Source organism: Pseudomonas entomophila (assembly GCF_013523125.1).
Classification (GTDB): Bacteria; Pseudomonadota; Gammaproteobacteria; order Pseudomonadales; family Pseudomonadaceae; genus Aquipseudomonas; species Aquipseudomonas entomophila_B.
Genome location: NZ_JAAMQJ010000061.1, coordinates 1 through 13,409, shown reverse-complemented (window position 1 = coordinate 13,409; position 13,409 = coordinate 1). Strand labels below are relative to the sequence as shown.

Below are 13,409 nucleotides of genomic sequence, written 5' to 3'. Positions count from 1 at the left end.
TGCAGCGCGAGACGTTCAGGTCCTGCATGAAGGCCTGCAGCATCGAGGGCACGAAGTGCAGCGTGCTGACCTGCTCGCGGGTAATCAGCTCGATCAGGCGTGCTGGGTCGCGATGATCCCCTGGAGCCGCCACGACCAACCGTGCGCCCGTCATCAGCGGCCAGAAGAATTCCCACACCGACACGTCGAAGCTGAACGGGGTCTTTTGCAGCACCGTGTCGTCTGCCGTCAGACCGTAGGCTTCCTGCATCCAGCACAGCCGGTTGACCAGTGCCGAATGACGGTTGCCCGCCCCTTTCGGGCGGCCCGTGGAGCCGGAGGTGTAGATCACATAAGCCAGGTTTTCAGGATGCACCGCTACCTGCGGGTCATCGAGGCGAGCACTGCCTGCCTCCAAGTCCAGCGCCAACGTCTGCACGCCCTCGCTCACTGGCAAATCCAGATGGCTCTGAGTCAACAGCAGGCTCACGCCACTGTCTTCCAGCATGTAGCGCAGACGGTCCTGCGGATACTCAGGATCCAGCGGCACGTAGGCACCACCAGCCTTGAGAATGGCCAGCAACCCCACCACCATTTCCACGCTGCGCTCGGCCGCGATGCCCACCAGCACATCGGGCCCGACGCCCAATTCGATCAGGCGATGAGCCAGGCGGTTGGCACGTTCATTGAGCTGCGCATAGCTCAGGCGCGTCCCGCCAAACACCAACGCTTCAGCCTCGGGCGTGCGCTGCACCTGAGCCTCGATCAACTGCTGAACGCTGCGGTCCAGCGGGTAGCGCGCCACCGTGTCATTCCACTGCACCAACGCACGCTCGCGCTCGCCAGCGTCGAGCAACGGCAACTCGGCCACCGTCTGCTCCGGCCGCTCGACGATGCCCTGCAACAGGTTCACGAAATGCGTCGCCAGACGCTGCATGCGGGCCTGTTCGAACAGGTCCGTGGCATACACGAACGCCAGGGTCAGCCCCTCGTCGCCGTCGAACACCTCCAGCGTCAGGTCGAACTGGGCAAGGCCGGTGTCCCACTGCACCCCTTCCACGCCCAATCCCTGAACCTGCTGGCCACCTGGCGTGCGCCGGGCCTCGCTCTGGTAATTGAGCATGACCTGGAACAGCGGGCTGTGGCTCAGGTCTCGGGCCGGCGCCAGGGCTTCGACCAGTTGCTCGAACGGCAGGTCCTGGTGCGCCTGGGCGCCCAGCGCCGCCTGGCGAACGTCCTGCAGCAGCGCGGTGAAGGGCTGGCGTGGGTCGACCTCGGCACGCAGCACCTGGGTGTTGACGAAGAAGCCGATCAGCCGCTCGGTGCTCGGGTGATGCCGGTTGGCGACCGGCACGCCGACGCGGATGTCGGTCTGCCCGCTATGGCGATGCAGCAGGGCCTGGTAGGCCGCCAGCAGCACCATGAACAGGCTGGCGCCCTGCTCGCGCGCCAGACGGCGCAGGCCGTCCTGTACGGTGGCTGGCAACGCCAGCGCCAGGCGTGCGCCGGCCTGGCTGCGCACCGGTGGCCGTGGGTGATCCAGGGGCAGTTCGAGCACCGGCTGCGGGCCGCCCAGCCGGTCGAGCCAGTACGCCAGTTGCCGCTCGCGCTCGCCAGCCGCCATCCAGTCCCGTTGCCAGACGGCGTAGTCGGCGTACTGGATCGGCAAGGCCGGCAGGCTCGGCGCCTGCCCTTGGCTGAGGGCCGCGTACAGCGCGACCAGCTCCTCGACCATGACCTGCATGGACACCCCATCACTGACGATGTGGTGCAGCACCAGCACCAGCACGTGGGTGTCCGGGGCCTGGCGCACCAGGCAGGCGCGCAGCAGAGGCCCCTGGGTCAGGTCGAACGGCTGGCGCACCTGTTGTTCGAGACGTGTCCGCAGGACGGCGTCATCGAGGCGATCGAGGGGGTCCAGCGGCAGCGTGAAGGTGAACGGCGCCTGGACGATCTGCTCGGCGTGTTCGCCGGTCTGGCGCATGACGCTGCGCAGGCTTTCGTGCCGAGCGATGAGCTGTTCGAAGGCCTGCCGCAGGGCCTCGGGTTGCAGCGGGCCGTGCAGGCGCAAGGCGACGGGGATGTGGTAGGCGGCGCTGTCGGGCGCCAGCTGCCAAAGGAACCACTGCCGCTCCTGGGCGTAGGACAGCGCCAGCGGGCGGGTGCGGTCGGCCAGGCCGATGCGCGGCACTTCGACGGCCGGGCGGTGTTCGAGTCGCGCGCAGAACGCCTGCAGCGTGGGGTGCTCGAACAGCGTACGCAAGGCCACCTTGACGCCCAGGGCGTGACGCACGCGCGCCACCACTTGGGTGGCCAGCAATGAATGCCCGCCCAGCGCGAAGAAATGGTCGTGCAGCCCGACACGGGGTACGTGCAGCACCTCGGTCCACACGGCGGCCACGGCTTGCTCCAGCGCCGTGCCTGGGCTGACGTAAGCGTGGTCGGACACACCGGTGCCGGGCTGTGGCAACGCCTTGCGGTCGAGCTTGCCGTTGGGGTTGAGCGGCATGGCCTCGAGCAGCAGCAGGTGCGCCGGGACCATGTAGTCGGGCAGTGCCTGGCGCAAGGTGGCCTTGAGGCCTTCGCACCAGGCCGGATCGACCTGCGCCGGGTGCGTGGCGACCACATAACCCACCAGCTGCTGCCCATTGGGGCCTGGCTGGGCCACGACGGCGGCGTCGCGCACGCCGGTCTCGGCCAGCAGACGCGCCTCGATCTCACCCAGCTCGACGCGGAACCCGCGAACCTTCACCTGGTTGTCCACCCGGCCCTGGTAGTCGAACACCCCGTCGGGCCGTTCGCGCACCAGGTCGCCGCTGCGGTACAGGCGAGCGCCCGGCGCGCCCAGCGGGTCGGGGACGAAGCGCTCGGCGGTCAGCCCAGGGCGGTCCAGGTAGCCGCGGGCCAGGCCGTGGCCGCCCAGGTAGAGCTCGCCCTGCACGCCGGCTGGCAGCACGCTGAGGTCGGCCGCCAGCACGCAGGTGCGGCGGTCGCCGATGCGCGTGCCGATCGGTGCGTAGGCTGCTGCGCAGTCGGTCTCGCGGTCGGCCTTCCAGATCAGCGGCGTGACCACCGTCTCGGTCGGTCCATAGCCGTTGATGATGTGCTGCGGTGCCAGGGCGGCATGCACCCGCTGGTAGCTGTCACGGGGTACGGCATCGCCGCCGAAGCAGTAGATCCGGGCCTGGGGTGGCTGGCCGTGAAGCTCGACATGCTCGGCCATCTGCAGCAGGTAGGCCGGCGGGAACGCTGCCACGGTGACACCGTGTTCACGCATGCGCGCGCAGGTCTGGCCGGGCTCCCACAGGCTGTCGTCACGCACCAGCAAACGGCTGCCATGGGTCAGCGCGGTGAGCCAGCGCTCGTGCGCCCCGTCGAAGGCGAACGACATGAAGTGCAGTTCGCAATCGTCCTGGGTCATCGCGTAACGCTGGCCGATCGCTTCGCAGTGCATCGCCAAGGGGCCGTGCTCGACGCACACCCCCTTGGGCGTGCCGGTGGAGCCGGAGGTGTAGATCACATAGGCCAGGCTCTGCGCCGGCACCGACACCTCGGGCGCGAACTCGGGCTGGGCGCCGAGGTCCAGGCGGTCCAGCGCCAGCACGTTCAGCGTCGCGGGCAAGGGCAAGCGGGCCTGCAAGGTCGTATCGGTGAGCAGCAAGGCGATGCCGGAGTCCTGCATCAGGTACGCCAGGCGCTCGCGCGGGTGGCTGGCATCGAGCGGGACGTAGGCGCCGCCGGCCTTGAGCACGGCCAGCAGCGCGACGATCATCCCCGGCCCTCGGGGTAGCGCCACGCCGACGCGAATTTCGGCGCCGACCCCTTCGGCCAGCAGGCGGTGCGCCAGGCGATTGGCCTGCCGTTCCAGGGCGGCGAAGCTCAAGGTCTGCCCTTCGAACACGACGGCAGGCGCCTGGGGACGGCGCGCGGCCTGGGCGGCGATGCGCTGATGCACCAACAGCCCGTCCTGCCATGGCTGCGGGGCGTTGGCCTGCTGCAACGCGGCCTGCGCCGTGGCATCGAGCAGTTCCAGGGTGCCCAGGGCCGCTTCGGGTCGGTGGCTGAAGCGCTCCATCAGGGCGATCAGGTGCTGGTCCAGCCGGGCGATGGTGGCGGCATCGAACGCGGCACGCTGGTAACCGTAATGCAGCTCCAGCGTACCGCCCAGGTTGACGCCGAGGGTCAGCGGGTAGTTGGTCTGCTCGCGGCTGTCCACCGTGCCGAAGCGCAAGGTCTGGGGCGCACCGCGCTCCAGGGCCTCGGCGACCGGGTAGTTCTCGAATACCAGCACGCTGTCGAACAGCGCGTCACCGCCCTGCCCGGCCCAGCGCTGGATCTCGAACAGCGGCGTGTGTTCGTGTTCGCGCAAGGCCAGGTTCGTCGCCTGCACCTGCTGCAGCCAATCGGCCACCGAACAGGTCGGCGTCACCGTGGCGATCACCGGCAACGTGTTGATGAACAGGCCGATCTGCTGCTCGATACCGACCAGCTCCGTCGATCGTCCGGCCACGGTGGCGCCGAAGGCTACCGTGGCCTGGCCACTGTAGCGGTGCAGCAGCACCAGCCAGGCGGCTTGCAGCAGGGTGTTGACGGTCACTTTCTGCTGGCGGGCGAAGCGTTCCAGGCGCTGGGTGCGCGCAGCGTCCAGCACACGCACATGGCTGGCGTAGCCTTCGGCGGGGTCGTCAACCGACCCATGGGCCAGGCGCGTGGACGCCTCGAGGATGGCCAGGCGTTCGCGCCAGAAGGCTTCGTTCACGGCCGCGTCCTGGCGCTGCAGCCACTCGATGTAGTCGCGGTAGCGGCCGGTCTTGGCCGGTGCCTGGCCGACGTAATGCTGCAGCACCTCGCCCATCAGCTGCGAGTTGCTCCAGCCATCCATGAGGATGTGGTGGTTGGTGTAGATCAGTTCATGATGCTGCTCGCCCGTGCGCACTGCGCACAGGCGCAGCAACGGCGCCTGGCGCAGGTCGAAGCCACGGGCACGTTCGGCCTCGGCCAGTGCCTCCAGCCGGGTATCGAGGTCGGCGTCGGCATGCCAGTCGTGGGCCTCGAACGGCACCTGGACGTGGCGCTCGACGATCTGCAAGGGTTGCCCGATGTCACCTTCCCAAGCGAACCGGCTGCGCAGGATGGGGTGCGCATCGACCGCCGCCTGCCAGGCCGTCTGGAAGCGCTCGACGTCCAACCCTTCCACGCTCACGCGCATCTGGTTGACGTAGTCGCCGTTGCCCTGGTCGTACAGGCTGTGGAACAGCATGCCCTGCTGCATGGGCGACAGCGGGTAGACGTCTTCCACGCTGCGCGGGGCGTCGAGCAGGCGGTCCAGACGCGGCTGATCCAGCCGCGCCAGCGGGAAGTCCGACGGTGTCGTACCGCCCTGGGCCTCGCAGCAGTGGTCGATCAGCGCGGTGAGCTCGGCGGTGTAGGCATCGACCAAGGCCTGGACGGTCGCGTCCTCGAACATCGCATGGCTGTAGGTCCAGCCGATGACCAGTTCGCCGGCATAGACCTGGCCATTGAGCGTCAGCCAGTTGCCCAGGGGCGCCGCAGCGCTCTGCTCGTCGCCGCGTGGCTCGCTGGCCGGGACGAACAAGGCACCCTGTTCGGCATCGAAGCTGGCGTCGAACTGGCCCAGGTAGTTGAAGGTGATGCGCGGGGTCGGCAGCGCGGCCAGGCGGGCCTGGGCCGACGCGTCGCCCAGGTGCCGCAGCAGGCCGTAACCGATCCCCTTGGCCGGCACGGCGCGCAACTGCTCCTTGATCGCCTTGATCGACCCGGCCAGGTCCTGGGTGGGTCGAAGCGCCAGCGGGAACAGGGTGGTGAACCAGCCGACGGTGCGGGTCAGGTCGACGCCGTCGAACAGCTCTTCGCGGCCATGGCCTTCGAGCTGGATCAGCGTGGTCGACGCCGCGCTCCAGCGGCAGATGACCCGCGCCAGGGCGGTCAGCAGCAGGTCATTGACCTGGGTGCGGTACGCCGCCGGGGCCTGCTGCAGGAGACGCCGGGTCAGCTCGCGGTCGAAACGGGTATACAGGGTGCGGGCCTGCGCATTGCATTGCTCGCCGTCGGGGTGGTCGCACGGCAGCTCGGCGGGCGAGCTGGCCAGGTGGGCCTGCCACCAGCCCAGCTCGTGGCGCAAGGCGTCGCTGTTGGCCTGCTCGACCAGGCGTGTCGACCAGGTCTTCAAGGCGCTGCTCTTGGCCGGCAGGCGCACCGCCTGCCGGGCGCCGAGCTGCTCGCAGGCAGTCTGCAGGTCTTCGAACAGCACCCGCCAGGACACGCCATCGACGACCAGGTGATGGATCACCAGCAGCAGGCGCTGGCTGCCGTCGACCAGGTGGATGAGCAGCGCACGCAGCAGTTGTCCGTCCAGCCTCAGGCTGCGCTGGGCCGATTGGCACAGCGTCAGCAGGTGCGCGTCGTCCACCGCTTCCACTTCGCGCAACAGCTCGACCGGCGTCCCCGGCTCGTCATGACGGGCGCACCACACCCCAGCGTTCTGGGTGAAACGCAAGCGCAGGGCGTCGTGGTGGTCGACCAGGGCGCGCAGGGCCGCGTCGATGGTCGCCGCCGACAAGGGCTGAGTCAGTCGTAGCAGCACCGACTGGTTCCAGTGGTGCCGGTCGTCCTGCACCTCATCGAAGAACCAATGCTGCACCGGCAGCAACGGCAGGCCGCCGGTGACCGGCGCCTGATCGAGGGTGGCGGCTGCGCGCCCTTCACGAGCGACACGGGCCAGGCGCTGCACGGTCTGGTGCTGGAACAGGTCCTTGGGGGTGAAGTGGATGCCCGCCTGACGCGCACGGCCTACCACCTGGATGGAGACGATCGAGTCGCCGCCCAGTTCGAAGAAGTTGTCGTTCGCCCCGACCTGCTCCAGGCGCAGCACGTCGGCCCACACGGCAGCGATGCGTTGCTCCAGATCGCCCTGTGGCGCCACGTAGGCCTGTTGCAGCAGGCTGGCGTCCGCGGCAGGCAGGGCCCGGCGGTCCAGCTTGCCGTTGGCGGTCAGCGGCAGGCACTCGAGCAGCAGCAGGTGCGCCGGCACCATGTACTCGGGCAGGTCCTCGCGCAGCCCGGCCTTGAGCGCGTCGCGCCAGGCGGCCACATCCTGCACCGGCGCGTTGGGCACCACGTAGCCCACCAGCTGCGTCCCGCTTGGGCCCTCCTGGACTAGCACCACCGCCTCGCGGACCTGCGGCAGGGCTTGCAGGCGTGCCTGGATTTCGCCCAGCTCGATGCGGAAGCCACGGATCTTCACCTGGTGGTCCAGGCGCCCGACGTACTCGACCACCCCATCGGCGCGCCAGCGGGCCAGATCGCCACTGCGGTACAGCCGTGCGCCCTTCTCACCGAACGGGTCGGCGATGAAGCGCGTGGCACTCAGACCGGCACGCCCCAGGTAACCCCGAGCCAGGCCTTCACCGCCGACGTACAGCTCGCCGATGCAGCCCGGCGCCACCGGGTTCAATTCGGCGTCGAGCACGTACAGGCGCTGGTCCGGGATCGGCACGCCGATCGGGCTCGAGGCGCCCTGCGCCAGGTCGGCCTTCGACAAGGGCCGGTAGGTGACGTGCACGGTGGTCTCGGTGATGCCGTACATGTTCACCAGGCGCGGCGCCTGGTCGCCGAAGCGCTCGAACCACGGCGCCAACGTGCCGACCTCCAGGGCCTCGCCGCCGAACACCACCTGACGCAGGTGCTGGTCGGTGCGCTGGCCCTCGGCGCAGGCCACCTGCATCAGCTGGCGGAAGGCCGACGGGGTCTGGTTGAGCACCGTCACCCGCTGCTCGCAGAGCAGCTGGTAGAAGGCTTCCGGCGAGCGGCTGACCTCCTGCGGCACGATCACCAGGCGCCCGCCGTGCAGCAAGGCGCCGAACAGTTCCCACACCGAGAAATCGAAGGCATAGGAGTGGAACAGCGTCCAGCAGTCGTCGGGCCCGAAGCCGAACCAGGCCTCGGTAGCCTGGAACAGGCGCAGCACGTTGCGGTGGGCCAGCAGCGTGCCTTTGGGCTGGCCGGTGGAGCCGGAGGTGTAGATGACGTAGGCCAACTGGTCGAGGTCCACCGCCTGCGCCGAGTCGTGCTCGGCGAACGGGGTGTAGTCGCCGTCGAGGTCCAGCGTCTGCACGCCTTCGGCCAGAGTCAGGCCGAGCTCGCCCTGACTCAACAGCAGCGTCAGGCCGCTGTCCTCGATCATGTACTGCACACGCTCGGCCGGATACGCCGGGTCCAACGGCACGTAGGCGCCCCCGGCCTTGAGGATGGCCAGCAGACCGACGACCATCGCGGGCGTGCGCGGCGCGGCCAGGCCGACCCGCACGTTCGGGCCGACGCCCTGGGCGATGAGCGCATGGGCCAGGCGGTTGGCGCGGCGGTTCAGCTCGCCGTAGCTCAGGGACTCGCCCTCGAAGACCAGCGCTGTCGCCTGTGGCGCGCGGGCGACCTGGGCTTCGATCACCCGGTGCAACGGCTGCTCGGGCGTGAAGGCTGCCGGTGCAGTGTTCCAGGCCGCCAGCGTCCCGCGGCATTCCTCCTCGGACAGCATCGGCAGCGCGCCGATGCGCGTCGCAGGCGCCGCCACGATGCCGTCCAGCAAGCGCTGCCAGTGCGTGGCCAGGCGCTGGGCGGTGGTCGCGTCGAACAGGTCGGTGGCATAGGTCAGGGTGGCCCACAGGTGCCCCTGGGACTCGTGGGTGTCGAGCATCAGGTCGAACTGGGCGGTCGGGCTGTGCCCGTTCAGCGTCTCGATCTGCAGGCCAGGCAATGCATGGGTCCGCTGACCCTGGGCCCGGTGGGTCTGGTGGTTGAACAGCACCTGGAACAGCGGACTGTGACTCAGGTTGCGCTCGGGCGCCAGGGCATCGACCAGTTGCTCGAACGGCAGGTCCTGGTGCTCTTGTGCGCCCAGGGCGGCGGTCTTGACCTGGTGCAGCAGTTCGGTGAACGGCATCTGGCCGTCGACCTGGGCGTCGAGCACCTGGGTGTTGACGAAAAAGCCGATCAGCCGTTCGGTCTCGGCCCGGTTACGGTTGCCGATCGGCACGCCGACGCGGATGTCGCGTTGACGGCTGTAGCGATGCAACAGCGCCTGGAACGAGGCCAGCAACACCATGTACAGGGTCGCGCCCTGTTGCCGGGCCAGGTCTTGCAGACCTTGGCTCAGGGTCGCGGACAGCGCGATGTCCAGGCGCGCGCCGTGAAAACGCTGCACGGCCGGACGCGGCCGGTCCAGCGGCAGCTCCAGCACCGGCTGCTCATCGCCCAGGCGGCCTGTCCAGTAGGCCAGCTGGCGCTCGCGCTCGCCGGCCTCCATCCACTGGCGCTGCCACAACGCATAGTCGGCGTACTGGATAGGCAGCGCTGGCAGATCCGGTTGCCCCCCGTCGCGGTAGGCGGCATAGCAGGCGATCAGTTCCTCGACCATCACCTGCATCGAGGCGCCGTCGGAGACGATATGGTGCTGGGTCAGCACCAGCACGTGGTCCTCGTCGGCCAGTTGCAGCAGGCAGGCGCGCAGCAACGGACCTGCCTGCAAGTCGAACAGGTGAGCGATTTCCTGAGCCACGGCGGCGTCGAGGGTCTCGCCGTCGGCCAGCGGGCGGACCGGAAGCGGCAGGTCGAACGGCGGCAGGATGCGTTGCAGCAGGTGCCCGTCCTGTTCGACGAACACCGTGCGCAGGCCTTCGTGCCGCGCGATCAGCGTGGCGAAGCTGCGCGCCAGGGCGGCCGGGTCCAGGGCGCCGCGCAGGCGCAACGCCGTGGGGATGTGGTAGGCCGCGCTGTGCGGGTCCAGGTTCCAGAGGAACCACTGGCGCTCCTGGGCATAGGACAGCCGAAGGGGCTCGTCGGCCTCGCGCTTGAAGATCGGCGCGATGCCATAGAGATTGACCCCCTTCTGACTCAGCAGAATCGCCAAGGCTTTGCGCTTCTCGGCAGAGAGCGCGCTTACCGATTCAATTAGGTGCTGCATGCCGTGCCCTCACTAGGAAATCAGTTTTTCAAGATCATCGGCAGTTAAACGATTGAGGTCCTCCAAGGATTTAGCCAAAACATCGTGCAGGGGATCGAGCGCCGGGCGCAGGGCCTGCACGGCCTCGCAGAACGCCGCCAGGTCCGCGGCCAGGAACAGGGTCTTGACCGGTACGTCGTGGCCCAGCGCCTCGCGCAGGCGCACCACCACCTGGGTGGCCAGCAGCGAATGCCCGCCCAGCGCGAAGAAGTTGTCACCCAGGCCGACCCGCTCGAGCTCCAGCACCTGCGCCCAGATGCCAGCCACCTGACGCTGCAGGTCGCTGTGCGGCGCCACGTAGGCCTGTTGCAGCAGGCTGGCGTCCGCGGCAGGCAGGGCCCGGCGGTCCAGCTTGCCGTTGGCGGTCAGCGGCAGGCGCTCGAGCAGCAGCAGGTGCGCCGGCACCATGTACTCGGGCAGATCTTCGCGCAGGCCGGCCTTGAGCGCGTCGCGCCAGGCGGTCACATCCTGCACCGGCGCGGCAGGCACCACGTAGCCGACCAGCTGCGCCCCGCTTGGCCCCTCCTGGGCCAGCACCACCGCTTCGCGTACCTGCGGCAAGGCTTGCAGGCGTGCCTGGATTTCGCCCAGCTCGATGCGGAAACCACGGATCTTCACCTGGTGATCCAGGCGGCCGACGTACTCGACCACCCCATCGGCGCGCCAGCGGGCCAGGTCACCACTGCGGTACAGCCGTGTGCCCCCCTCGCCGAACGGGTCGGCGACGAAGCGCGTGGCGCTCAGGCCCGCACGGCCCAGGTAACCCCGAGCCAGGCCTTCACCGCCAACGTACAGCTCGCCGATGCAGCCCGGCGCCACCGGGTTCAATTCGGCGTCGAGCACGTACAGGCGTTGGTCCGGGATCGGCACGCCGATCGGGCTCGAGGCGCCCTGCACCAGGTCGGCCTTCGACAAGGGCCGGTAAGTGACGTGCACGGTGGTCTCGGTGATGCCGTACATGTTCACCAGCCGTGGCGCCTGGTCGCCGAAGCGTTCGAACCACGGCGCCAACGTGCCGACCTCCAGGGCTTCGCCGCCGAACACCACCTGACGCAGGTGCTGGTCGGTGCGCTGGCCCTCGGCGCCGGCCACCTGCATCAGCTGGCGGAAGGCCGACGGGGTCTGGTTGAGCACCGTCACCCGCTGCTCGCAGAGCAGCTGGTAGAAGGCTTCCGGCGAGCGGCTGACCTCCTGCGGCACGATCACCAGGCGCCCGCCGTGCAGCAAGGCGCCGAACAGTTCCCACACCGAGAAATCGAAGGCATAGGAGTGGAACAGCGTCCAGCAGTCGTCGGGCCCGAAGCCGAACCAGGCCTCGGTAGCCTGGAACAGGCGCAGCACGTTGCGGTGGGCCAGCAGCGTGCCTTTGGGCTGGCCGGTGGAGCCGGAGGTGTAGATGACGTAGGCCAACTGGTCGAGGTCCACCGCCTGCGCCGAGTCGTGCTCGGCGAACGGGGTGTAGTCGCCGTCGAGGTCCAGCGTCTGCACGCCTTCGGCCAGAGTCAGGCCGAGCTCGCCCTGACTCAACAGCAGCGTCAGGCCGCTGTCCTCGATCATGTACTGCACACGCTCGGCCGGATACGCCGGGTCCAACGGCACGTAGGCGCCCCCGGCCTTGAGGATGGCCAGCAGACCGACGACCATCGCTGGCGTGCGCGGCGCGGCCAGGCCGACCCGCACGTCCGGGCCGACGCCCTGGGCGATGAGCGCATGGGCCAGGCGGTTGGCGCGGCGGTTCAGCTCGCCGTAGCTCAGCGATTCGCCCTCGAAGACCAGTGCCGTCGCCTCTGGGGCGCGGGCGACCTGGGCTTCGATCACCCGGTGCAACGGCTGCTCGGGTGTGAAGGCCGCGGGCGCCGTATTCCACGCCGACAGCGCCGCCTGACGGCGCTCGGCATCGAGCAACGCCAGGGTGTCGACCGACGCCTCAGGACCGCCCGCCAGCATCTGCGTCAGCACGTGGCGCATCTGCTCGCCGAGCTGCTCGACGATGGCCGCGCTGAAAGCCAGGCGGTCATAGCTGTAGCGCAGCGACAGCTGGGCCTCCAGCCCCACCACTACGGTCAGCGGGTAGTTGCTTTGCTCGTGGCTGCTGACCGGCCCGAAGCGCAGCCCCGAGGACGGCCCTTGTTGCAGCGCTTCGGCCACCGGGTAGTTCTCGAACACCAGCAGGCTGTCGAACAAGGCGTCGCCGCCCTGCCCGGCCCAGCGCTGGAGGTCGAACAACGGCGTGTGTTCATGCTCGCGCAGGCTCAGGTTGAGCGCCTGCAACCCTGCCAGCCATGCCCCCAGGCGCCGGCCTGCCTCGACGGGCACGATCACCGGCAAGGTGTTGATGAACAGCCCGATCTGCTGCTCGATGCCGCTCAGCTCGGCCGGACGGCCCGCCACGGTGGCGCCGAACACGACCTTGCGCTGGCCGAGGCGGCGGTGCAGCACCAGGGCCCAGGCGCCCTGTACCAGGGTATTGACGGTCACCTTGCAGTCGCGGGCGAACTGGCTCAGCCGCGCGGTGGTGGGTGCATCGATCTGTGTATCGTGCTCGGCGTGACCGACACCCTCCAGGTGCTGGCAGGTGCTGGCCAGGCGGGTCGGTTCGTCCAGCACGGCCAACTGCCTGCGCCAGAAGGCCTCGCTGGCTGCCGGGTCCTGGCGTTGCAGCCAGGCGATGTAGTCGCCGAAGCGGCCTGGCGCCTGCACCGGCGGCACGCCGGCGTAGCGTTGCAGCACCTCGCCCAAGAGCTGGGCGTTGCTCCAGCCATCCATGAGGATGTGATGGCTGGTATAGAGCAGCACGTGACGCACCTCGTCGAGGCGCACCAGCACCAGGCGCAGCAGCGGCGCCTGGGCCACGTCGAATCCGCGGCGGCGTTCGTCCTCGGCCAGGGTCGCGAGCGCGTGCGTGGCGTCGTCATGGTGCCGCCAGTCCAGCTCAGTGAACGGGACGCGCACTTCGTGCTGCACCACCTGCACCGGGGTCGCCTGGTCGGCCGGCCAGAGGAAGACGCAGCGCAGGCTGTCGTGGGCCTGGACGGTCGCCTGCCAGGCCGCGGCGAAGCGGGCCGGGTCGAGCCCCTGCACCTCTACCTGCAGCTGGTTGATGTACTCGCCTTCGCCGTCGGTGAAGTCGGCGTGGAACAGCATGCCCTGCTGCATCGGCGACAGCGGGTAAAGGTCGTCCACCTGAGCCAGGTCGAGCGGCAAGGCATCCAGTTGCGCCTGGCTCAAGCCGGCCAGCGGCACGTCCGAGGGGGTCAGCCCGCGCGGCCTGTCGCAGTGGGCGATCAGCGCCGTCAGCTCGGCCTCGTAGGCCCGCGCCAGGCGCTCGATGGTCGCCGGGGCGAACATCTGCGCGCTGAAGCTGAACGCCAGGCTCAGCTCGCCGCCGTAGACCTGGCCGTTGAGCATCAGCCAG

The 13,409-nt window shown here is 69.2% G+C and carries 2 protein-coding genes; both read right to left on the bottom strand.

What is annotated here, in order from left to right; translation table 11 throughout:
- Positions 1–9,901, bottom strand: a 9,901-nt coding sequence (locus tag G7007_RS20885) for an amino acid adenylation domain-containing protein (RefSeq protein WP_445675913.1), incomplete at its 3' end; no start/stop codon positions are given.
- Positions 9,902–9,967: 66 nt separating this feature from the next.
- Positions 9,968–13,409 (bottom strand): non-ribosomal peptide synthetase (locus G7007_RS20880; RefSeq protein ID WP_181104866.1); only part of this gene is annotated, 3,442 nt, incomplete at its 5' end.